Here is a 24378-nt window from a genome sequence, read left to right as displayed (position 1 = left end):
GGCAGTGCGATCAGACAGCGCAGTCGATAGGGGCCGCACTCAAAACTTCACCGTCGCACGCGCCCAATAAAAACGGCCAAGCAGATCGTAGGTGGCCACATCGGTGTTCGCATTGCCGACATTGTTGGAGTAATACAGCGGCGGCTGTTTGTTGGCGATATTGTCCACGCCCACTTCAAAGCGCGTATGCCAGGGCTGCACGTTATAGCCGAGCTGCAGGTTGTTGTAGACGTAGGCGCCGATGTTGCGCACCACCGTCGGCTGGCTGGAATCGGCCGACAGGCTCTGGTCCGGATCCGAATTACCGATGGCGGTGTTGCCGACATAGCGGATGCGCCAGGTAGCGCTCCAGTCGTCCAACGCCCAACTCACCGTGCCCAGCGCGCGCCAGCGTGGGAAATTGCCGTATGCCTGGGTGTAGCGGCCCACATTATGGATGGTGACCGAGCTGGGGTCGGTGGTATCGGGCAACACATCGTAGCGGGTGAGATAGGTGCCGTTGAGGCCGGCGGTGAGGTTGCCCCACGGCGTGGATGGCAGCCGATAGGTCAGATTGAAGTCCATGCCCTTGGCCCACAGCTTGCCCAGGTTGACGGTGGGCTCGGCGATGTAATTGATGGTGCCGTTGCCATTGCGATGAATCAACGCGCAGAACGCGCTTGCCGAGTTGGCGTAGCACTGGTTGAGCACCGTTTGCGCGGAGACGGTGGTGATGGTGTCTTCCAGATCAATGCGCCACCAGTCGGCGCTGATCGACAGGCCATCGATCCACTGCGGGTCGTAGACCAGGCCCACGTCGTACGACTTGCCGGTTTCCGGCTTGAGTTGATAGCCGGCCACTGCCGCACCGGATACCTTGCCCGACACCTGCCCGTCCGATTGCTGGTAGCTGCCGTCGGTGGGCACATTGGCGCAGGCCACGGTATTGCCGCCGGTGTAGCCGTTGCAGGGGTCGTTGACGGTAGCCGCATCGCCTGCCACGCCGGCATACAGCTCGTTGATGTTGGGCGCACGAAACACCTGCGAGACGGTGCCGCGCACCAGCAGATTTTCGATCGGGCGATACTCCAGCGACACCTTGCTATTGGTCTTGCTACCCACCGAGCTGTAATCGGAAAACCGCGTGCCCAGGGTGATATTGAGCGCGTTGATGCCGGGCAGATCCTTGAGTAGCGGGAACAACGCTTCGGCATAGGCTTCCTTGACGTCGAAGCTGCCGCTCAATGTGGACGAACAGTATTCGATCACCCCGCACAACCCGTTTTCGTCGCCGGTCCACAGCGCATCGGATGCCGTCGTGGAGCGCTCCTTGCGATACGAAAGCCCGGCCGCCAGGCTGGCCGCGCCGGCCGGTAGGTCGAACAGCGTGCCGTTGGCATTGGCTTCGAATTGTTTGACCGTGTAGACGCTGGTCACGATCGGGTTGACCACCATGCCCTGCAAGGTGGCCAGGTTGGAGCTGTCGTTGAGGTTGAAGAAATTCAGCGGTGTGCAGCCAGCGATCGCCGCGCCTGCACTGCCGCATTTGACTGCGCCGTCGCTGTCCAGAAACGACGGCCCGATGGCTTGATTGAACGCGGCATAGTCGAGAAAGCCATTGTTGATCGACTTCTGCTTGACCTTGCCATAGTTGAAGTTTGCATCCCACTGCCAGGAACTGTCGCCGAAGCGGCCACGCACGCCGGGGCTGATCTGGAAGTTGTAGGTGTTGTATTGATAACTGCGGTTGCCCAGTACCGTTGCGCGGGTATTGAGGTCGTTGTACGAGGTACCGGTGGTGCGGTCGGTACCGAAGTTGACGCCGAACGGGTTGTAGTAACTCTGCGACGACACCAGGATGTTGTCGCCGTTGGAGAAGATCGGAATCGGCGCAATGATCGAGGCCGATTCGGTTTTACTGAACCAGGTGTTGACGTACCCCTCCACGCTGTCGCTGAAGCGGAATGTGCCCAGCAGGAAGGCATTGGTGCGCTTTTGCGGGGTCTGCAACAAATTGAACGGCTGATAGTTGTAGGAATCGGCACTGGGGTTATAGCAGTGGAAATCGCCTGGACCGGCGCGACCGCTGACGCCGCCATTGAGCGTGACCCGCGCGCAGCCATTGGCCTGCCGAAGCTGATTGGACTGATCGGAGCCATCGTTGAAGTTGACCGTGCCGGTGGGTGTGGCAGAAGACCCCTGCTTCACCGGCACGCCATCGGTCAGTGCCAGCGCGTCCTTGGAGTAGTCGCGCGCACCGGCCGAGACCGGGTCGATGTTGTGGTACGACAGCCCGCCGATCAGGCTGCCGCGCTCCCAGGTCTTGCCGGCGGTGAGTGCGAAGTTGCGCCGGTTGCCATCGCGCTCGCTGCTGGTACCGAAGTCGCTGCTGAACTGCACGCCGTCGAAGTGCGTGCGCAGAATGAAGTTGACCACGCCACCGATGGCGTCGGAACCGTACACCGCAGAAGCACCATCGCTGAGCACCTCGATGCGCTCGATCATGCTGGTCGGAATGGCGTTGACGTCGTTGTACGCAAGCCGGATACCGTTGACCAACACCAAGGTGCGCTTATCGCCCAGGCCGCGTAGCGAAATCGCCGACGCACCGGTGCCGCCGCCGTTATTGGTGTACGGGTTGGTGGCGTTGCCCGCGATCGATGGCAGTTCCTGCAGCAGGTCGCCCACTGTGGCCTTGCCGGTTGCGGCAATCTGTTCCTGGCTCACCGTGACCACCGGGTTTGCGGTTTCGGTGTCCACACGGCGCAGCCGCGACCCGGTGACGACCACGCTGTCCAGCGTCTGCGTCGCGTCGCCGTTGCCGGCCTGTTGCGCATGTGCAGGAACCGCCGTGCCTGCGGCAAGCGCCAGCACCAACGCGGTAGCGAGCATGCTGGGCAGCGGGCGCGGCCTGGTCACGGTGCGACGAGGAATGGGCAGCGACGACATCGACATGCAAGTCTCCTGAGTTGAAAAGCGGCTAAACGACGGGCAACACACGCCCGTACCGGTATGCGCCAGTGCGGGTCAGAACAGATGGAAGACAGGCACCGCGACGAAATCCTTCGCCATGGCCGTACCGCAGACGCAGACATCCATCAACGCGCGCGATCAGGTTCGATCGCGCAACCACGCGTGGTATCCGATGGAGGTTGGTTCGTTCATGGAGTCGCCCATGCGCTCCAGTTTCATCAGCTGGTCACAATGTGCCTGTGCGCAGGCGCTACGTCTTGTCGCATTTGTCGACCGTGCATGCGGAAAACAGCATGGTTGCCATGCGCACTGGTGTGCGTGCAGGCAGCGCTGTGCCACCTCGGCGTGCTGGTGTCGCCTGCCGCACATCGAGAGCGACCACCACAACGCCTGCGTCCGCCAGACCAGCGCGACGATGCGCAGTGCTGCATAGCGTGCGTCCAGGGCAGCTTCGTAGTGCCGCCCGCACCCAGCTGACGCGCGCTCGCGACAGTAGCTGTGTTGGCATACTCCGACGGCAGGTCCAGAGCGTGGACCTGCCGTCGGGGACGCTTATCGCTGCAACATCAGCGCCTCATCTGCATGCCGTCTCATCAATACGATGGCCGTTAGTGTTCCAGTTCTGATCCAGCCCATCGGTTCCTGTATAGGCCGAGCAGGTGCTGGCCGAACCCGACAGCGGCGTGGCACCGGCGATGCTGACTTCGTACGGAAACTGCACCGGCTTCTTGCCTGCCAACTGTTCGACGATGGTCGGCACGATGCTGTAGCGATACGGCGTGGCCGTGACGACCAGATAGGTCTGTTTGGCGTCCGCCGGCAGCGCCAAGCTCACTGTGCTGCTTGCCGTCGCCTCCACTGCCGCCAGTGCTGCATAGGTCGGGCGGGACTGCGCATCCACACTGACCAGGGTAAAACGCCACGCCGCCTGGTCGGCAGCGGTCTTGCCCTGCAAGCTCACGCTGATCGTTTTTGCTCCGGTCTGCGGTGTCAGCGGAATGACATGGGTGCCATAGATGTTCAACGGCCGCTCCGGTGAGGATGCATACCGGCCGCGCGCGGCCAATGCCTTTAACGGCACATAGCGTTTGGCGGCGGCGCGGTCCTTGCTGATGTCGAGCAAGGCCTTCTGGCTGAGGAAGTCGAATGCGGCAAGCCGCGCACCGTAGCGCCCGATGTAATCGGCAAACGAACGAAAGCCCTGCGGAAACACGCCCTGTTGCTGACCAAGGCGGACCACGGTCTGCATCGGCATTTCCAACGTATCGCCAGCGGCATTACGCTGATTTTTCAGCCACATGTCCCAGACCAGCGAGCGAGTTGCATCGGTTTCGGCCAGAAACATCAACAACGGATGTGCGCCATAGCGGCTCTCCGGAAACAGCGGCCCGTTCTCAAGATTGGACTGGTAGTACGCCACTGCAGAATCGTCCATCCGCCCGGTCTGGAACGCGCTCCAGTTGGCGTGGGTTTCCCAGAACCAACCAGCGGCCTGCAGATCGCGGTAACCGCCGCTGTAGTACTGCAAGGTGTGCACGAACTCATGCGCTACCGAGTGCGAACCGTATCCAAGCGCCCACGACGAGACCCCGATCGCCTGCCCGGCACTGGCGCCGCATTCGGTGAGATCGCCGCCCTGCGCATAGGGCAGCCCGGTGCCGCACAGGTAGACATTGATGCGTTTGGGCGTCGTTACTCCGGCATAGGGCATCGGTGCGCCCAGCAGATCGGCATTCATTTGCCAGACCTTTTCGAACCAGGCAGCGCTCTGGTTGACGAAGGTCGTCCACGCGACGCCGCGCTTGGCCACATCGCGGTAACTCTCCACAGCCGTCTTCACCCCGTACCAGAAGGCGAAGTGTTGGGTTTCGTATTTTTTCGCAGATCCATTCGCCAGCATCGCGGCGGTGATCGTGTCCGGCTCGGCGGCGGTGACATAGGTGCGCCGATCCACGCGCACCGGATGCGCCTTGGCAACGGTGGCGACGTACTGCCGGTCCGACGCTGCGAAGGACGGCAGCTGATAACGCCGTCGGCAACCATCGGGATATTCCAGTACCACCGATCGCACCGATACCGCCGAATCTTCGCCGAACGCAGTGACCAACCTGGCCTGGAACGGCGGCCCCTCGGCAGCGCCGACCGCGTTCAATGCGGCCGAACCGCCGCTCGGCGTCCATGTGCGTAACGGCTGGGCGGCGCCCCACGGCGCATCGCTGGAACGCGATTGACACCCCCCTGTTTCCGCCGCTGCGGCGATGCCAGGTAGCGTTGCCGATAAGGCGGTTGCCAGGATCGCGTTGGCGATGACGCGTGTTCGATGTTGCATGACATTCTCCAACAAGCCACGCCGGAATGGCTGGCTTTGAGGTAATAGGCGTGCTCGACGCATGCACACGATTCCGCAGACCGCGGCATGCGCGTGCAATCACGCGGGTGGCGGCGCGACGGCTGTGTCGGGCGATGTGCGATTCCACTCAGGCGTTGGTGCCTGCTGCATCCAGCGCACGAAAAAATCCAGCAGCCGACGGCGGCCGTAACTGCCACCGGCGCCATGGTCGCCACCCGGCACCACCAGTAGGTCGAAATCCTTGCCGGCCTTGATCAGGCGGTCGGCCACCTGGAAGGTGCTGGCGGGATCGACATTCCTATCCATGTCGCCGGTGACCAGCAGCAGATGTCCTTGCAGGCGCGCGGCGTTTTCCACGTTGGACGATTCGGCATACCACGGCCCCACCGGCCAGCCCATCCATTGCTCGTTCCACCAGATCTTGTCCATACGGTTGTCGTGGCAGCCGGAATTGGCCACGCCCGCCACATAGAACTCGGGATGGAACAACAACGCGCCCAACGCGTTCTGACCACCGGCCGAGGTGCCGTACACGCCGACGCCGCCGCGGATGTCGTACCACGGGTACTGCGCGGCCGCGGCGGTGTGCCAGGCGATGCGATCCGGCAGACCGGCGTCCTTGAGATTGCGCCAGGCCACGTCGTGGAAGGCGCGCGCGCGATTATTGGTGCCCATCCCATCGATCTGCGCCACCGCAAACCCCAGCGCGGTCAGCGGCGGCACCCGGGTGGTGAAGCTTTTCGGCACGAAGGAGCCTTGCGGGCCCGCATAGATGTCTTCGACCACGCGGTAACGCTGCTGCGGATCCAGCTGTTGCGGGCGATGGATCACGCCCCAGATTTCGGTCTTGCCATCGCGCCCGGTGGTATGGAACGGCAACGGCGCCTGCCAGCCGGCCGCCTGCAGGCGGCTCAGATCGGTGCGCTCGATGGTACGTGCCACGCTGCCGTCGGTGCTGCGCCGTAGCTCCAGCACCGGTCCCAGATCCACGCGCGAGTAAAGATCCAGCAACCACGTTCCATCCGGCGAATACTGCACGGCATGGTCGGCCTGCTGCGGCGTCAACGCGGTCAGCCCGCTGCCATCCAGGCCGATACGATAAGCGTGGCGGTAATACGGATCTTCGCCGGGTTGCATGCCGGAGGCGCTGAAATACAGCTGCCCCGCTGCCTCGTCGATGCGATCGAGCTTGCGCACCACCCACTCACCGTGGGTGAGCTGACGGATCACCGCGCCGGTGCGGCCATCGTAGAGATACAGATGCTCCCAGCCATCGCGCTCGGAGGCCCACACGATCTGCGCGCCATCGGCCAGATCGTGGCGCGCATGCTTGCCGCCGTCTTCGTGCTCGCCGCTGAGCTCGGAGTATTCGATGAAGGTGGGCGAGGTTTCTTCGATCAGCGTGCGCGCGGCGGCGCTGCGTGCATCCACCTCGATGACGCGATACAGCTGATGCCCGCGTGCGTTGTACTCGAAGGTGAAACCGCGGCTGTCCTTCCACCACACCATCTCGCTCAAGGTGAAGGCGTTGGGCAGCAGCGTCATCGCCACCGGATGCGCCGCGCGCGTGGCGATGTCGAACAGCACCGGCTGCATCACCGGCAACACATCGCCCGGCTTGGGATAGATCTGCTGGTGCAGTTTGGGCTGCACGCGGTCGGCGGGCGCCGATTCGATGTAATAGACGATGCGCGGTGGCGGTGCCTTGACCCGATACGCCGCCAGATGCTGCGAATCCGGCGACCACGCCAGGCTGTCCAGCGCGTAGTAATCGTCGGCACTGCCATCGCGACTGAGCACGCTGCGCTCACCGCCGCTCACAGGCGCGATCACCACATTGGCCTGTTCGATCCAGGCGCGCCAGCGTCCATCGGGCGACAGCTTGACGTTGCGTTCGCCCTGCACGAGCGGAAGCCGCATGTCCATCGATTCCGGCGACGCATCGCGGTCGTGCAGATGCACGCAGGCATAGCGCGGCAGCGTGCATTGCCAGCCGACGCCGGCGAGCTGGAAGGCCAGACGGTCCTGCTGCAGGGTGGGCGCCTGCAGCGTCAGCGCCGCTGCATCCACAGCGACCGCGCCGGCCTTGGTCAATGCCGCCGCCAGGCGTGCATGGTCGAACGCCAGCGTGTTGCGGCCGCTGGCGGCATCCACCATGCGGTATTCGATGGCCCGCCGTTGGTCGGCACGCGCGACCCCGCGCCGGTACAGGAATCTCCCGTCATCGATCCAGATCGGTTCGGTGGGTTGATGGTCGACCAGCGCGGCGTAGCGTTCGGCCAGGCCGAGCGCCTGCGTGTACTGCGCAGGCGTGGGTGCGATCGATGCGGCCGCTGCGCTTGGCTGCGTCGACCAGAGGAGCATGCCCAGGCAAAGCGCGGCGATGCTGCGTAAACGGACGTGCAATAAGGAATGCAACGGTGGCCTCATCGGTGTGCAGTGATCATGCGTGGTGGTGCTCATTGCGTATCGCACTGGGTGCTATCGGCATCGCCGGCGACCGGCAGACGTTGCGGCTTCGGTGCCAGCACTTCCCACTCCTGCACGGCAAGCGCGGCGTAACTGTCCGGGCCGCCGGAGGCCTCCATCACCAGACGCACGCAGCGCGTGGTGACTGCTGCAAACGACACCGCCTCGAAACGATCGGTGTGGGTGCCATAGCGGTCGCGCGTGCGCACCGGATGCCATTGCCCGCCCTGGCGGTATTCCAGGTGCCAGCGCGCTGGCGGCGCCACACCGATCTGCGCGGCGGGCGGCTGATCGGCCCAAAACACCACGCGGGTGCGGTCCAGGGTGACCGGCTGCGCCCAGCTGTATTGAATCCATTGCTGCGGCGGATTGTCTGGCGTCCAGCTGCCCCACAGTTGCGGCGGCAGCGGATTAGCCTTGACCACACCATCGTTGAGCGCGGCCATCCAGTACTGCAGCGGAATCTGCGGCCCATTGGACGCGGTGGCCACGGCGGACGGCGCCTGATTGCGCTGTGGCGGCAGCGCCGGCTGCGGGCGCCGGGTCGGGACAACGGTGCGGATGCTGGCCGGCTGGGTGCTGTCGTCCCACTGCAGCCGATCGATCGCCACGCTGCGACGGAAATGCCCGCCGCCCTGCGCATCGGCGGTGTGATAGATCAGATACCACTGCCCCTTGAAGGCGACGATGCCCGGATGCGAGGTGGTCGAGGACACCGGCGGTAGCACGATGCCGCGAGAGGTCCACGGCCCCAGCGGCGTCGGCGCGCTCGCATAGGCGATGCACGCGTGATACAGCGTGGGCGTACATGCCGAATCGCGGCCGGCGTTGTTGGCCGCATACGCCAGGTAGTAGCTGCCGTTGCGCTTGAACAGCCAGGGCGCTTCGAAGTAACCGTCGAGCGTGTCGACTGCGACCGGCGTGCCCTTGAAGGTCACCATATCACGCTCCAGCTCCACCCCGAACAGCGCGCCGAACGTGCCCCAGTACAGATACACCCGGCCATCGTCGTCGACCAGCACGGTGGGGTCGATGTTCTGGATGGCGTTGCGGTTGGGCACCGACTGCGACACCACCGGCCCTTGTGGATGGGCATCGGTCCACGGACCAAGCGGACTGTCGGCAACCGCCACGCCGATCGCGAACGGATCCGGATTGGGCGCGTTGCGCTGCTGTACCGGCGCATACAGGTAGTAACGGCCATCGGGCCCCTGCACGATCTGCGCGGCGTAGGCATAGCGCTTGTCGGCCCAGGCGAACACCTGTTGCGGACGTAGCAGGTCGCGGTAATGCGTCCACTGCCCGCTGGCCGGGTCGCTGCTGACGAACATCTGCCAACCAGGCATGACAAAATCGTTGCGGTTGGGTGGCGCGGTGTCGCGCCCGGCCAGGATGTACAGCTTGCCGTCGGCCACCAGCGGTGCCGGGTCGGCCGAATAGGTACTGCCGTCGGCGAGGATCGGGTTGCCCGGTGCATGCAGCTGCACGCCCTGCGGTGGCACGGCGTCGGCCGCCAGCGCGGCAACCGTAGCAAGCGACAACACAGCGGCCAGCGCCAAGATGCGGGCGACACTACCGGTCATGGGGTCGATTCCTGGCGCTGGGCCGGCGTACTGGCCGCCTTGATCTGCACGCTGAGCGGAACCGACACCACCCCGGTGGGCGCACTCCCCTGCGCGGTGCCGGTCAGGCCGATCTGCCCAGGTTGCGCGTAACGCGCGGGCGCCAGCGCCGGCCATTGCACCGGCAAGCGCTCGCGCGAGCCGTCGTTGTATTGCACGCTCACAACGCTCGGAAGCGTGGGCGCCTGCCCCACCACAGCACTTACTTCGGGCAAAGCCTGCACGGTGTTGATCTGCGCTGGCGGCGTGGCGCGCACCCAGACCGTGGCCTTGATCGGAAGCACGCCCTCCACCAGCCCCTGCAGCTCCACCGCACCTTCGCTGCCCAGCCGCTGCAGCGGCAAATCCGGCCACTGCACCGCCACCGGCAGAACGCTGCCATCGGCAAAGAAAGCGTCGACCTGCTGCGGCAACACCGGCAGCTGGCCGGGTGCGGTGCGCAGATCGATTGCCTCCACGCGCGTGGGCACCTCTGCGTGCACCTGCCATTCGTCCACGCCGATGGGCATGCGCCCGTCGGCGCCGGACTGAGTGCTGAGCACCGCACGCACGGCGGTGGTGATGACCGGCGCAAAGCGGGCCGTGCTGGCCGCGCCAATCGCAGCGGTGGCAATCGGGTAGCCGCCGTCGGCGACGATGTCGTGCCAGTGGCCGTCCTGCAATGCCTGCAGCGTCCAGCTGGCAGGTGCGGCCACCCCGCCACGGGGCTGGTCGTTCCAGAAGTAGAGCGTGCTGGACGACAGGCGCACCGGCCGCGGCCACTGGTACTGCAGCCAGAGCGTGGCCGGTTGCTCGCTGCCGTAACTGCCCCAGCGCCGGCTGCCCTTCGGCCTGCTGCCCGCCGCGGGAATGACGCCGTCGTTGAGCGCCTGCACACGGTACTGCGCGCCGGTAAGTTGCGCGCTGACCGTGGCCAGTTCGTGCAATGGCACGCGCTGCAGCACCGGCGCGGCGACCGCGAGCAGCTGCACATCGGCATGACCGTCCAACGCGCCGTCGTTGGCCGCCAACCGCACCGTGTACGCACCCGGGCGCGTAAAGCGCACTGCGGTCTGCAGCGCGGCAGGATCGGCGAATACCGCATCGCCCCCTTCCGGGCCTTGCAGCATCTGCCAGCGCACCTGCAACGCTACGTTGGGCAAGCCGTCATCGCCGACCCGGCCGTTCACCATCGCCGCGCCGTCGGCACCCGCACCGGCATCGTCCAGCTGCCACGCTTGCACCTGCGGCGGCGCGTTGCCGGCAAACGCAGGCGCTGCCAGTCCGCTGTCGAAGACCTGGACCTCCTTGATGCCGGTGCGGACGCTGCCGGCATGGGTCACCAGCACGCGCAGCGCCTGCGTACGCAGCGCCGGAAAGCGCACCCGGTTGCGGTTGCCTACGGCGATCGCCGCATCGCGCACCTGCCCGGGAACGGTCTTCCAGTTGCCGGCACCATCCTGGTACTGCACGACGTAGATCCACGGCGCGGCATAGCCGGGATAGGTGCCGGACGCAAAGCCATGCTGCTGGCCGCCAGGCGAGGAGCTTCGATAGAAATACAGCACCACCTGATCCACTTGCCGGGGCCGGCCCAGATCCAGGGCGATCCAGTCACTGGCAGACGGCGAGCCGGCAGTGCCCCAAAACGGCGTACTCGCCGTGCTGCCGTCCACCGCCGCAGCGGCGGCAAACCCTGGCGCAGCAAAACTGGCAGTGACCTGTGCGCCTTGTGCAAGATTGTGGTTGGCAGTGGCCGGCAGCGTCACATCCACGCCGGCCTTGCTCAGCAGTTCGGCGATGTGCGCATCCGCAGCGATCGGCACCTGCGCCATCGACGCCAGCTGCGCCGGGTGCGCCTCCAGCACCTGCACCGTGCCGTTGCCATTGACCGCATCGGGCGCCGCACTGACCTGCCCGCTGGCCGGGTCGTAGATCACATGCGCAAGCCGGTCCACGCGAAACGCCAGCGTGCCATCCAGATACACGCTGTAGCCCTGCGGTGCCCTGCCCGCGTAATGGCGCCCATCGCGGTCCCAGACGATGCTCAGATTGCGATCGCGGTAGCGCAGGTTGTCGGCGGCAAAACGGTCCCAGCCGATGTCGATGGGATACAGCTCGATCTTGTCGTCGTTGCGCGGACGCAGGCCCATCGCATCTTCGATCATGGTGAAATTGGTCGCACCCAGCTGGGTGTGGTGAATCCACGAGCGGTACGCGATCTTGCCGCCATTGCTGGCACTGCCCTTGGCCCAGAATTCGTTCTGATCCGGATAGCGGTTGTCGCCGTCGATGTAGGACGCCCATGCGTTCCAGTACAGCAGCGTGCGGTAGCTCTGCGCGCTCAAAAACAGGCTGGGGTAATCGCGCAGCGCCTCGCCGAGCAGGCGGAATGCAACCGTCGCGTTGATGGTGGAAAAATTATTGCTGCCCGCATCGGCGCCACTGCTGCGCGCCTGCAGATCGACCTGATTGGCGGTGTAGAAGGGAAACAGCGGGTATTGCGCTGCATCGGCAAACAAGCGCAAGGCGCGCGCATATTTGGGGTCGTGATCGGCATCGCCCTGCTTGGGCATCAGCCCCACGCTGAAGGGGTAGTAATTGTTGGTTTCCTTCCAGTCCACCGGCAGGCGCGGCCCCTTGGCCTGGCGATGTTTGAGCAGCTCTCCGTGCAGGCCCACCGAATCGGCGCTGTCGCTATGGTCCTGCCACAACACCTCCAGCACCGCCTTGCGAATGCGTTGCGCGGTGGCCTGCATGCGTTGCGCGGTTGCGCTGTCGCCGGCCAGTTGCGCCGCCTGCGCCGCTGCCTGCGCGTTGGCATAGACGTAAGCGCTCTCGGTGCGATCCATGCGGATTTCGCCGTGCTTGGCCGCCCAGTCGAACGACACCGCATCGGCATCGTTACCGGTCATCGCCGCCCAGTCGTATTCGATCAGGCCATTGTGGTTGAGATCGTAGGCAGCCAGCACGCCGTCCACATCGCCGCTGCCGTAGCGGGCCAGCTTTGCGGCCAGTGCCGGCGGGCCGCCATGCAGCTGCATCGCGCGCCATGCGGCGGCGGTGATGTATTGCGCGTACGAGTTGGACCAGTTTTCCGGCGAGCCGGGATTGTCGGTGTACTTGCCACCGCCCGCGGTCTCGCCTGCGCTGAGCCAGCTGCCGTACGCGTAGCTCGGGTCGCGCAGATATTTCAGATCGTCCAGGAACATGCCGGTGGTCAGCACGATGGCGTTGTTGTAGCCCAGCACGCCCTCAATGGCGACCGGAAACTGGTAATCGTTGCCCGGCACGTTGGCGTCGAGAAAATTGAAGCGCAGCGTCCACCAGCGATAGAACAGGCTCTTGGTGATGTTCTCGTCCGGTGTATCCAGATACGGCACGTTATCCACCCACCAGCGGTTATAGCTGGCAACGTGCTCCTGGTAGGCCTGTTGCGGCGACTGCGTAACGATGCGGGCGTACTCGGCCTGCGCCTGCGGCAGCTCGTGCGTGAGCAGGCCCAGTTGCAGTTTCAGCGCTGGTGTCTCGCCGCTGGCCGGCACCGCCACCTCGCGCACCAGCTGGTTGCCGTCCACCCGAAAGCCATCGCCGCACAGGCGCGGAAATACCGTGGTGATCGCGTTGTAGGCTTCGAAGGCGCCGGTCAACGCAGCGCCATCGGCATGCTGCGCCAACGGCGACAGCGCCTGCACCGACAACGTATGCGCCGCACCGTCCAGGCTGGACAGCACGATGCTGGCCACCGCCACATTCTGCTCGGTGATGTACTTGACCAGGCGCATCCGCACGCCCGCGTTGGCATCCTCGAACACGGTACTGAAATAGCTGGGCGTCTGGCGACGCTGTTGCGAGCGCTCGGTCCACTGCACCGCACGCTCGCCTTGCGTGGAAAGGATGCGCAACAACGCGTCGTAGTCGGTGGTATGCCAGTACGCCACCTGGCCGACGAAGCCTGGAATTTCAGGGTGATGCGTGGCCAAAAACGCCGCGCGCCCACGCGTAAACAGCCAATCGTTCTCGTCATCGAAGCCGCCACCGGTGCCTTCGCGCACCAGCATGCGATCGATCCAGAAATCGTTGCCCGCAACCTGCCCTGCTCCGCGCGCGCGATCGGCCGCGTAAATCCGCGCCAGCTGCCCACCAGGTGCGAAGGCCACGCCGCTGTCGGGCAGCGGATGCTCCAGCCCATGAAAACGCGGATCGCCAATCGCCGCATTGGCCAAGGCCACCGGCGCCTCCTGTATGTCCTTGGCGATGCCCACGGGCATGCCCACGACTGCACCCGCGCAGAACGCGGCGGCCGCACCGGTTCGCAGAGCGGCGCGCAACCAGCGTCTATGCCGGCACACAAATGTCATCAAAAAGGAACGACGCATGGAGCAGCTCTCTGCAAGGTGCGGGGCATCGGAATGGTCTGTCTGCGACCAGCGGCACGCACCACACCGCTGCTGCTGCGACCACCATGCGCTGAAAGAAGAGCGACCACCCCAGCGACTGCGCTCACCGCCAGGTAAGCGCGCACGATGCTCGGTGCAGATGGACCACCAGAAAACGCCGGCTCCTCCGCACTGTGCACGCTTTGCTGAAGACCGCTCGCCACATCTCGTTCACCGCTGCACGCCTCGGCAGCGCCTCCACTGCGCGGCAGCTCTCTCGACGTGTTGGCAGCCGATCAGCATAGGCGCCTGCGACAGAACATGTCGCAAGAATGCGAAGCGTGGCGCGGCCATACGAACCTCGCGTGATTAGTGCAGGCGTGCTGCACGGCGCCCGCCATCGGCGGCGGGAATGCTCCACCGTGATACTGGCGCCGCGTGTCGCGCTCAAAATTCCACACGCAACCGGCTCCAGAAGAAGCGACCCAGGGTGTCGTAGGTGGTCGCATCTGTATTGGCTGCGTTGGAGTAGCTGTAAAACTGCGGTGGTGTGCGATTGCCCAGATTGTCCACGCCCAAGGCGAGCGTGCTATGCAAGGACGCCAGCTTGCGGCTCAGCGAAACGTCGTGATAGACCACCGAGCCGATCGGGAAATAGAGGCAGCTGCCATCGGCGTTGGTGTCGGCACAGAAGTTGTCGTACTGGCTGCCGTTGACGGTGCGGCCCAGGTAACGGGTGTTCCAGCTCGCATGCCATGGGCCCTTGTCCCAGGCCAGATTGGCCACGGCGCGCCAGCGCGGCATATTGCCCCAGCTGGAATTTTCGCCGACGTAGTTGTGCGTTTCGCCAGCGAAGCGAAAATCGGAAAAGAAGGTCGCATCCAGACCGGCAGAAAAATTACCCCACGCGGTATCGGCCAGCGTGTAGTGGATGCCCGCATCGTAGCCGCGGATATCCACCTTGCCGCTGTTGTAGGCGAACGGTACCGACACGCGCGTCAGCTGCCCGGCTGCGTCGCGCTGGATCAGCGGGCAGAACGCTGCTTCGCTTCCATCGAAGCAATCGTTGACCACTTGCTGCTGGCCAACGCCAGAGAGCATGTCGTCGAGCACCACGCGCCAGCTGTCCACGTTGAGCGACAGGCCGCGCAACTGGTCGGGGTCGTACACCACGCCGATGTTGTAGGAGCGGCCACGCTCCGGCTTCAGCTGGAAACCGAGATTGTTGGCGCCGGAGGTCACCACGTTGAACTGCGCGGTATTGGTGAAGCTGCCATCGTTGGGCACATTGGCGCAGGCCGGATTGGGCGCGGCGCCGGCATAGCCATTGCATGGGTCCTCGAAATCGCCGGTGGTGTCGATTACCGCGTTATAGGGCGAGCCATACAGATCGCCCAGCGCGGGCGCGCGGAACACCTGGGAGCCGGTGGCGCGCACCAGCAAATTGGCGATCGGCCGCCATTCGATGGCAACCTTGCTGTTGGTCGTGTTGCCCCAGGCATCGTATTTGGAATAACGCGAGCCCAGATTGAGATTCAGGCTGCTGGCAAACGGCACGTCCTTGAGCAACGGCACCAGCAACTCGGCATAGGCCTCGCGCACCGATTCGTCGCGGCCCTGCCGGAGGATGCAGCCATCGTTGTAATCGCAATTGCCGTCGGCATCGGCGGCGGCCACCTCGCTGGTGGTGCCCTGCGCGAATTTATTGGTGCGATAGACCAGACCCACCGCTGCCTGCACAGCACCGGCGGGGAGTTTGAACAGATCGCCGTTGGCGCTGATGTCGACAAAACGCATCCGGCTCTCGTCGATCAGATCCACCGGCCGCTGGGTGCCGCGTAGCGCCGCGATGGTGGCCGGATCGCTGGGGTTGAAGATATTGATCGGCGTACAGCCGGCGATCACCGCACCGGGCGCCCCGCACTTGACCACACCGTCGCTGTCCAGAAACGAGGCGCCGGTGGCGTTGTTCAGCGCCGAGGTGATGGAGAAGCCCGTGCGTACCAACGTGTCCTTGTAGCGTGCGTAGCCTGCCGCCGCATCCCATTGCCAACTGGTGCCTTCCACGCGCCCGCGCAGGCCGGCCACGATATTGGTCTGGAACATCGTCGCGGTATAGACGCGCGTATTGGCCTGGGTGGAGCGCAACAGATAACGGTCCAGCTGATCGCCGAACGGGTTGTAGTAATTGCTGGCCGCATCCTGCATCTCCATGCCGAACGCATCCAGCCGCGAGGTGGTCTTGCTGCGCGTCCAGAACACGTCCATATACCCCTGCACGTTCGGAGTGAATTCGAAACTGCCGTGCAGCGATGCGTTGGTGCGTTCTATCGGGGTGATCAGGTATTGCGCGTCGTAAACGTTGTAGCTGTCTGTCGCAGGCTGGTAAGGACGGAATGCAGTAGCGTCGACCGGTCCGGGCGGCACACCGTCGGCCGGGGTCAGCCTGCGTCCATCGCTCAGGAATGCGCGCGTGTTGCCGCCACGGATCTCACTGACCTGCCCGTCGAGAAACTCCACCGCCCTGGCGGCATAGCTGCGATCGCGGTTGAACACCGGATTCATCGAATTGCGGCTGAGCCCAAGGATCACCCCACCGCGGTCCCAGGTCTTGCCCCACTCCAGGCCCAGCGTGCGGCTATTGGCATCGCCATGCGTGCTCTGGGCGTAATCGACCGTGGCGGCAAAGCCGTCGTACTTGTCCTTGAGGATGATGTTGACCACCCCGCCGATCGCATCGGAGCCATACACCGACGAGGCACCGTCGGTGAGCACTTCCACCCGCTCCACCATCGAGGCCGGAATGGCGTTGACGTCCACGCCCGGTGCCGACGCCACGCTGCTGGCCGGTCCGGCCACGCGGTGGCCGTTGACGAGCACCAGCGTGCGCTCGGGTCCCAGATTGCGCAGCGACACCAGCGCACGGCCATGACTGAAACCGGAGTTGAGCGCAGGGCCCGGCATGAAGCCGGACATGGCCGGGAGTTGTTGCAGCAACTGGCCGAGCGTGCTCTTGCCGCTATCTTCGATGCGCTGCCGATCGACCACAATGACCGGGCTGGCAGTCTCGGCATCCACGCGGCGCAGATGGGTGCCGGTGACGTTGATCTGACCCAGGGTCTGGGTGACATCGTCGTCGGCACTACGCTGCTGTGCGAGCGCCGGCACGGCGACGATGGACAAACCCAGGACGATCGCCTTGACCAGCGGGTGACGTCTGGAAACGAGGCACTGCGACAGCATGGCGGAGCAGCTGGGCGACATCGGAATTCCTTGTGCTTTCATGGGGACAACGGCCAACCTGCGCGCACGGCCAAGCCGCACTGCAACAGCGCAAGATGAGAGATCGATCACGACAAAGACGACACCAGCGAACTGCCGTACGAAACGGCACTGGCCAGACAGGACGGCGACGTTGCTGCTCTCCCCCTGAGAGCACGCGACCAAGAATTGCAGGCCACGCAAAAAAAGCTTGCGACAATGCCGCGCTCGCGTCTTGACGAATTTATCCGGCACTCGTGCGGAAATTCACATGCTTTTGCCATAATTTCGACACAAAGCACGGTGACACATGGCAAGCGGTTATCGCGTACACCTGATACATGCCGGATCGCATGCACGCGCCTGATGGCTACGCGGTCGCGGGATTGCTCGCTTCACGCCCAGCGTGATGGCAAGACCACTGCACACGCCCTCAAAAGTAACCTTGTTGCCGCTAGCGTTGTAGACGGCGATCGGTGCCGATCGCCGCGCTCAGATCGCGCCGCGTGTCGATGACGGCATTGCAGCGACGTGCGTCACACGTACCAGGCCTGTACCTGCACCGCTGCGACGCCGTGCGACACCGCCACCCGATCCGCATGCGGGCCTTGCAGACGCGCCGGTTGTCCATCGACCAGTACGCGTTGCAATCGCGTGCCGGTTGGCGCACGCAGCGTGAGCCAGGTGCGCTTGGGAGCGCGCTCGGGCAGTTGCACCTGTGCATCGATACGGCGTGCAGCGGTGTCGGTCCGCAAGGTCAGTGTGACCGTGCCCCAACGTGTCGGCGCCGCAGCAATACCGACCGCCTCGCCGCTGGCCAACCATGCACGCGGCACTGCACGCGCCAGAAACAACTGCTCGCCCGCGCTGTCGTCGCTGACCAGCATCCAGCGCAACAACAGCGGGATGGTCATCTGCGCCGGCATGCAGAACAACGGCATGCCGCCGGTAATGCCACTGACTTCGCCCGCCGTCCAGCTGCCACGCGTGTGCACCTGATAGCGGTGCGCGTAGACGAACAACAGATACTCTTCGATGCGATCCAGCCGCAGCAGCTGTTGCGCATACCCGTAGGAAATAAACCCCAGCAGATCGCGGCTACCCGGCTCCGGTGGCGCGATGTTGGCCACCACGCCGATGCTGGTGCCGCCGTGGCCGCGCAGGCAGTCGATCACCAGATGGGCGAGGTCGTCCGGCAACACATCGGCCTGCAGCAACTCGGCGTAGGCGCGATGCGGCCACTGCTGCTCGCTGGGTTTTTCCTGCAGCAGCGATTGCCGAAAGGTCAGCGTGGTGCCCGGCAGCGGGCCGACATACGGCGGCGACAAATCGCGGCGCACATTGGCACGCAGGCTGGCTTCCAGCCGTGTGCGCAACTGCTTCGCGCGGCGCTGCCATTGGCTTGCCTGTGCCGCATCGCCACCGAGCGTGCTCCAGACCTGCGCGATGTCCTCCCACCCGCGAACGGTCAGCGCGCTGTTGGCGTAATACGGCTTCCACCACAGCGATGGATCGGGAAACAGGCACGCATCCGATTCGTTCCAGCCATGCAGCAGGCCGTGCCCGGACGCGTTGCGCGGTAATGCCAATGCCTGATCGTGCAACGCGCACAACACCTGCGCGGTGGCCGCAATCTTGGGAAGCAATCGGCGCAAGCGCAGCGCATCGCCGGTATAGCGCAGATAGCGCGCCAGCAACGACAAGGTCAGACCGAACTGCCCCACCTCCGGCCCGCGCATGTTCGGCAGGCCATCGTCCTGCACGAACGCATCGAAGTAATTGTCGAGTACCGCAGCAGCCTGAGCAAAGCGGCCCCATTCCAGATTGGCGTAGAGCGAACTGGTAAAGGTGTCCTGAAAGCCGTCGTACTCGTTACCGTAGTAGTCGCGCTCCACCGCGCCGTACTTCGGGTAGTCGCCACCCGGGCGCACCACCAGCTCGCGCGCGAACGCGAATTGCGCCATGTCATTCCAGCTGGCATCGGGCAGTTGCGCCTGCACCGTGCCGTCCAATGCCTGTTGCCAGTACGCCGCGAAATCGATCAGCGCCGCATAAAACTGCTCCGCGGTGGCCGGCGTGCGCAGCGTGCCGAATTCGGGATAGCTGTGCGTGTAGTGCACCGCCACGATCTGCCCGCCGCGGACCTGCATGGTGCGGTGCCAGGTCTGCACCACAAAGCGGTCGGGCGCGCATACATCGGCGAATACCAGCACGTCGTACCAGGCGTCGGCCTCGCCCTCGCGGCGCATCACCTTGCGCACCGCCGGCATCCAGCCACCGAGCATGCCTTCTTCCCGCCGTTTGATCAGCGCCTCCTCGCCCAGTTCGGTGAAGGCATGTTCCGGCCGCGAGGTCCGGCTGCGGCCGTTGGGCAAGATCGGCATGGTGTCCAGCGCTTCGCGCGTGCCAACAAACGTGGTCCACGGCCAGCGCCCACCGTTGTCCTTGGGGTCCAGCAACGACGCCGGCGGTGGCGCGACATCGCGCACCTGCGCCTCGTCCGGGTCGCCCTCACGCAGCAAGCGATCGGCAAGCAGGTCGGCGTCGGCCATGGCGACCTGCGCCAGCGGCATGCCGAAGTACGGCGCCCCTGCCGCCGGGTAGGCAGCTTCGGTGCGTTTGTCCAGGCGCAGCATGCCGCTGTCGGTCCACAGCGTGAGCTGGCCCTGCGGGTCGTCGAGCTGCTCGTAGACGGTCCACTGTTGCTGCAGGTGCTCAAAACTGCACAGCTTGCTGCCCACCTGCGCGGCTGAAGGCAGCGCCTCCAGGCGCGGCCGTAATGCTGCAGGCGGCGCCGCCGCGCTGGTCGACACCGCGTGACCCGCCAGCGCAGCGCCGGCCCCCACGGCCGCGGTCGCTGCCATGCCTTGCCGCAGAAAGGTTCTCCGGTCCATCGTCGTGCCCTTGGGTGGTCGTAACCGCATCCTGCGCGCATGCACCCGCCACGTCTTGTGGCAGTGGTCCGACGCGGGTGCGGAAATCTGCATACAGACCGATTCACTGGCATGTGCGCGGTGGTGCCTGCTGCGGCCTTACGGCATGCGCGCAACACTGGGCCCTTGCAGGATCTGAGGCATGCATTGGCGCCGGCGGACTGGCTGCGTTGCTTGGCTCCCTGGCATCTTGCATGCCGCATAGCCGATGCGTTCCGGCTGCGTTACATCGCAATCGATCATGTATGCCGACGATGGATAAACCACATCGATCACCGCAAACTGCCGGTGTCGCGGTGCGGTTCTTGCGCAGGCGATGTGCACGAAGCGCTAGCAGTCGACACGCAGCTTAGGGCAGCTAACAAAACGACTGTGCTCACCGCCAGGCGGGCGCAACCGGTGCTCGGTGCGGCATGTACCACTCCGTACCTTCCGGCTCTGAGCGCGCCGTCCACACCCACCTGACGACTGCTCGCGACGTTTTGGTAGCCACTCTCAGCGCATGTCGTCAAGACTTGCCAGACGTGACCATCGAGTTTTGCACGCGGCGTTTGAAGCGACCTGCGGTCGATGCTCCGGCATCGAGCAAGCATGACGCAGTGCATGCCCGCAGGAACCCTGCCATTTGGCGGCGTGACTTTCCGGCCGGGCTGGATGCCTGCGGTATCGGCCATACTCGCGGCACGTCTACTGCCGCAGGGTGCGCTTGCCGCAGCGCGGATGCGATTACGTACAAGGACCGTCATGCAGCCACCAGTACCTTGCACCTCGAACGGCGTCGACGCAGTAGCGTCGCGTTCCGTCGCAGCACCCGTCTTGACCACCCTGCTCCACCCCCGCCGGCTGTGCATCGCGTTGCTGACGCTCATCGCACCGGGCATCGCGCAGGCACAAGTGGACCTGTCGCAACTGGATGCGGACATGGCCGCGCCACGCACCCAGGTGCTGGTGCTTGGCAGCGTGCACCTGTCGCAGTTGCCCGAAGGCAGCGACATCAGTGCAGCACGGCTGCAACCATTGCTGGACCGGTTGGCGGCCTATAAGCCGACCATCATCACGACGGAGGATCTGTCAGGCGAAACCTGCGATCTGATGCGGCGGCATCCCACGGTGTATCTGCCGGAAGACAGTGCGGCCTATTGTCCCAAGGTCGACGACGCAGCACGTGCGACCGGCCTGGATGTGCCGGCCGCCATCGGCAAGGTGCGTGCAACGCTTAAGAGCTGGCCCAACGCACCGACGCCGGCGCAGCGACGGCAGCTGGCTGCAGTGTTTCTGGCATCGGGTGACCCGTCGTCTGCCTTGGTGCAGTGGTTGCAGCTTGCGCAGGCCGAGCAGCGCGCTGGCGATGGGTTGGATACAGCGCTCGTCGCGCGGCTGCGCGCTGCGGAACAGCGCCAGGACGAGAGTAGCCTGATCTCCGTGCCGCTGGCGGTACGGCTGGGACTGCAGCGCGTCTATCCGGTCGACGATCACACCGGCGACAACGTGCAGGTGGACAACCCGGAGGCTTACGGCACTGCCGTCCAAGGGGCCTGGGAAAAAGCCGCCCCGCGCGCCAGCACCATGCTCGCGCAGAAAAAACAGCTGGCGCAGCGAGGCAAGCTGTTGGAGCTATACCGCGCGATCAACCTGCCGGCCAACCAGCAGTTGTCGATCGATGTGGACTTCCGCGCGGCGTTGAGCGAGAAGTCGCCGCAACACTACGGCTATCGCTACGTGTCCGGTTGGGAAATCCGCAACCTGCGCATGGTGTCCAATGTGCGCGCCAGCTTTGCCGACCAACCAGGTGCACGTGTGCTGGCGGTGGTGGGCGCCACGCACAAGCCCTGGTTCGATAATTTCCTGGGACAGCTACAGGGCGTGGAGATCGTCGATGCAGCGCAGGTGTTGGGCACTGACGGGCGGTGACGAGAAGTGAGTAAAACGACTTCAACATGAAGCTCCAGGTCAGGAGCCTAGTCAGTCGAGGGCGCGGTGCCCTCACCGCTCGCGGGACACGCCGCAAGTACCTCCATGTAGGCTTGGTGGCCGCATCCATGCCGCCACACGGTCCCGCAATCGGTGAGAACACCGCACCAGAGAGTGAATCGGTTGCTTTCTTGCAAGCAGAGTTAACAGGTTGCGTTCTTACAAACTTGGCCGTTGATCTGCTTGCGTTGGAAGGATGACAAAACGCGCCGTTATCCGAACGCAGGCGTCATGCCTTGCTTGCACCATGCACACCGACACTCTTGATTGGTCCTTGCCCGCCCACCGTCGCGGGACCTTACGCGGCATGGATGCCGCGTAAGMGCCTACAGGGRCGTACTTGCGGCGTGTCCYGTGATGGTGGGYGGGCAAGGGCCCTGCAGCGAAGTGGCAGGCAAGTGTCACCAAGCACGGAATCAAACGGGCAGCCGTGCATTAGATCGACAACGGCCGTCGTTCACTCCGAGCTCTCAGCTCAATACGTCCAACAAGCTACCCAACATCTCGTCGGAGCGACGTAGCGCAGCGGCATTGGCCTGGAAGTCGTTGCGTGCCGATAGCCCGTCGACCAGATCAGTGACCGGAGCCGACGGATCGGACGACGCATCGACCACGCTGGCCGACACGCCGCCACCGGCCTGCGTGCTGGCCGCAACCGACTGACGCGGGCTGCCCTCTACCGGCTGGCGGGCCACATTGCTGGCGGCCACCTGCTGACGCAGCGCGGCGACCTGCATTCCGGAACTGGCGATGCTGCTGATGCTCATGGTGGCTCCGGTGTGGCGGTGAGTGGATGCAAACAAGGCCCCACGCGTTGCAGACAGCATGCGAAGGGCGGCAACGACACGATCAGCAAGGCTCAGTAAGAACCGACGCGCACCCGCAGCACGACCGGTTCCTGGCTGGTTGGACCCCCGCGGCCGAAGTTGAGCCCGTAGTCGGTCTGGTCGCCGTTGAGCTGCTTTTCCACCTGCCAGCGCCCGTCGACATACCGCCCCTGCTCTACCCGCAACAGTTGTCCATGACGGTTATCGGCCGCTTCGCGGAAAAATTCAATGCGCGCGGCCATGCCGGTGACCAAGAACTCTTCCGGCCCCAGCTGTGCCACCAGCAGCCGCCCGCCGTGATCGTCGTTACCCGGCAGGATCGCCGGCGCATCGCCCCACAACGGCGCGCCGAACGACACCTTGGCCTGCCAATCGCCAAAACGCAGGGTGCGTTGCGGCATACCGGGCTGCTCGGCAATCCCTTGCAGCCGTCCGTCGAAGGCGGCCTGCGCCAGCACGCGTTGCAGCGGCGCCAACAACTTGAAATTGGCCGCATGCGCAGCGACGGCAGCGCGATTGGCGTCGCTATCCGGGTTGCCGTCCATGCCGAACACCGAAAACCCGATCCCGCCCTGCCCCAGCACATGAAACAGGTACGGCGCCGTCGCCGCTTCGAAGCCGGTCTCCGACACCCAGGCCGGATTATCCGGCCGCGCGTACTGGCCGATGACCTTGGTGTATTCGTTGTAATCGCTGGTGTAGATGTCGGTACCGATGAAGTCGATCGACGGCGTGGCCGCGCGCCAGAGTGCGAACACATTCACCGTGGCGCCGCCGGACGGGTAATCCATGCCTGGGTAGCGCTTGCCCTTGTAGCGCAGCCAGGTGTTGACGTAGAGCGGCAGCGGATACGCACGCTTGCCGGCAGCGGCCACTTGCTCGATGTACGCGGCAGTGGCATGCGCATTGAAGGCTTCCGCTGCATCGGCACCAAACAGTTGTTGCCAGCTGCCCTGCGGCTTGCCCAACGCCTGTGCGATTGCCGCCGGCACCGGCTGCGCAAACGCCGCCTCGCCGGCCGGGCCGTGGTCGCGCACCGTGCCGATGGCACCGGGTTCGTTTTCCACCTGCACCAGAATCACCGTGTGGCGGTCGCCATCGACCTTGCGCAGATGCTGCATCAACGCAGTGAACGCACGCGCATCGGCCTGCACATTGGCATCCACATGCGGCGACAGTACATCCACCGGCGTGCCATTGGCATCGCGCATGCGCGGATACGTGGTCTCGTCGCGCTTGATCCACTCCGGCACGTAATGCATCTGGCCGTTCTTCCAGCTGCCGAACCACAGCAGTGCAACGCGCAGGCCGCGCTTGCGCGCGCCGGCGATCAACGCATCCACATTGGTGGTGTCGAAGCGGCCCGGCGCCGGCTCGAACTGTTCCCAGTACACTGGCGCTTCCACGGTGTTGGCGTGCAGCGCGACCACGTCGTCCAGTGCCTGCGGCAACACCGCCAGCCACGCGCTGGAATTGTGCAATTGCGCAGCCAACATCGTATACGGCGCACCATCGACAAAGACCGCATGACGGCCGTTCTGGCTGACAAAACGTGGCATTTCTTCAGCGCACGCTGCCGGTGTCGTCGCACCTGCCAGCAACGACAGCACACACAGGCAGACAACCGCGCGGCCA

10 protein-coding genes and 1 other RNA gene are annotated in these 24378 nt (G+C 64.7%); 2 read left to right on the top strand and 9 right to left on the bottom strand.

The features are described from left to right. Positions 1 to 39: 39 nt before the first annotated feature. The 7 genes from ASF90_RS14740 to ASF90_RS14710 form a co-directional block, all read right to left on the bottom strand. Positions 40 to 2928, bottom strand: a complete 2889-nt coding sequence (locus tag ASF90_RS14740) for a TonB-dependent receptor (protein ID WP_115560273.1) — start codon at positions 2926 to 2928, stop codon at positions 40 to 42. Between the two features lie 598 nt (positions 2929 to 3526). Further along, positions 3527 to 5281: a DUF6055 domain-containing protein gene (locus ASF90_RS14735; protein WP_193552598.1), complete on the bottom strand. Its 1755-nt coding sequence runs from the start codon at positions 5279 to 5281 to the stop codon at positions 3527 to 3529. A 99-nt stretch (positions 5282 to 5380) separates the two neighbouring features. Further along, entirely contained in the window at positions 5381 to 7732 is a 2352-nt protein-coding gene (locus ASF90_RS14730) for a S9 family peptidase (RefSeq protein WP_055852272.1), read from the bottom strand. 29 nt (positions 7733 to 7761) lie between these two features. Then, entirely contained in the window at positions 7762 to 9354 is a 1593-nt protein-coding gene (locus ASF90_RS14725) for a family 43 glycosylhydrolase (protein ID WP_055851651.1), read from the bottom strand. Further along, positions 9351 to 13751: an Ig-like domain-containing protein gene (locus ASF90_RS14720; RefSeq protein ID WP_055851648.1), complete on the bottom strand. Its 4401-nt coding sequence runs from the start codon at positions 13749 to 13751 to the stop codon at positions 9351 to 9353. The genes ASF90_RS14725 and ASF90_RS14720 overlap by 4 nt, the downstream gene beginning before the upstream one ends. Positions 13752 to 14198: 447 nt before the next feature. Then, entirely contained in the window at positions 14199 to 17015 is a 2817-nt protein-coding gene (locus tag ASF90_RS14715) for a TonB-dependent receptor (protein ID WP_055851647.1), read from the bottom strand. Positions 17016 to 17548: 533 nt separating this feature from the next. After that, positions 17549 to 19906 carry a hypothetical protein gene (locus tag ASF90_RS14710; RefSeq protein WP_055851644.1) on the bottom strand — a complete coding sequence of 786 codons (2358 nt, stop codon included), beginning with the start codon at positions 19904 to 19906 and terminating at the stop codon, positions 17549 to 17551. Positions 19907 to 20358: 452 nt separating this feature from the next. Here ASF90_RS14710 and ASF90_RS22490 point away from each other — a divergent pair. After that, positions 20359 to 20436, top strand: a non-coding RNA gene (locus ASF90_RS22490) — sX9 sRNA. 325 nt (positions 20437 to 20761) lie between these two features. Further along, positions 20762 to 21856, top strand: a complete 1095-nt coding sequence (locus tag ASF90_RS14705) for a DUF5694 domain-containing protein (RefSeq protein WP_236699278.1) — start codon at positions 20762 to 20764, stop codon at positions 21854 to 21856. A 530-nt stretch (positions 21857 to 22386) separates the two neighbouring features. Here the strand turns inward: ASF90_RS14705 and ASF90_RS14700 are convergent. Both ASF90_RS14700 and ASF90_RS14695 read right to left on the bottom strand, forming a co-directional pair. Next, positions 22387 to 22683, bottom strand: coding sequence for a hypothetical protein (locus ASF90_RS14700; protein WP_055851642.1), 297 nt, complete (start codon positions 22681 to 22683; stop codon positions 22387 to 22389). Between the two features lie 92 nt (positions 22684 to 22775). Further along, positions 22776 to 24302 (bottom strand): DUF5597 domain-containing protein, encoded by a 1527-nt coding sequence (locus ASF90_RS14695; protein ID WP_236699284.1) that lies wholly within the window; start codon positions 24300 to 24302, stop codon positions 22776 to 22778. Positions 24303 to 24378 lie beyond the last annotated feature (76 nt).

Source organism: Xanthomonas sp. Leaf148 (genome assembly GCF_001423585.1).
Classification (GTDB): domain Bacteria; phylum Pseudomonadota; class Gammaproteobacteria; order Xanthomonadales; family Xanthomonadaceae; genus Xanthomonas.
The sequence above is the reverse complement of the archived record's forward strand: the minus strand, read 5'-3'. Positions and strand labels throughout refer to the sequence as shown.

Bases quoted from the DNA above. Each gene is read 5' to 3' on its own strand.
- ASF90_RS14730 (WP_055852272.1), bottom strand. From the start codon at position 7,732: ATGAGGCCACCGTTGCATTCCTTATTGCACGTCCGTTTACGCAGCATC.
- ASF90_RS14725 (WP_055851651.1), bottom strand. From the start codon at position 9,354: ATGACCGGTAGTGTCGCCCGCATCTTGGCGCTGGCCGCTGTGTTGTCG.
- ASF90_RS14695 (WP_236699284.1), bottom strand. From the start codon at position 24,302: ATGCCACGTTTTGTCAGCCAGAACGGCCGTCATGCGGTCTTTGTCGAT.
- ASF90_RS14720 (WP_055851648.1), bottom strand. From the start codon at position 13,751: ATGCGTCGTTCCTTTTTGATGACATTTGTGTGCCGGCATAGACGCTGG.
- ASF90_RS14715 (WP_055851647.1), bottom strand. From the start codon at position 17,015: ATGTCGCCCAGCTGCTCCGCCATGCTGTCGCAGTGCCTCGTTTCCAGA.
- ASF90_RS14700 (WP_055851642.1), bottom strand. From the start codon at position 22,683: ATGAGCATCAGCAGCATCGCCAGTTCCGGAATGCAGGTCGCCGCGCTG.
- ASF90_RS14710 (WP_055851644.1), bottom strand. From the start codon at position 19,906: ATGGACCGGAGAACCTTTCTGCGGCAAGGCATGGCAGCGACCGCGGCC.
- ASF90_RS14735 (WP_193552598.1), bottom strand. From the start codon at position 5,281: ATGCAACATCGAACACGCGTCATCGCCAACGCGATCCTGGCAACCGCC.
- ASF90_RS14740 (WP_115560273.1), bottom strand. From the start codon at position 2,928: ATGTCGTCGCTGCCCATTCCTCGTCGCACCGTGACCAGGCCGCGCCCG.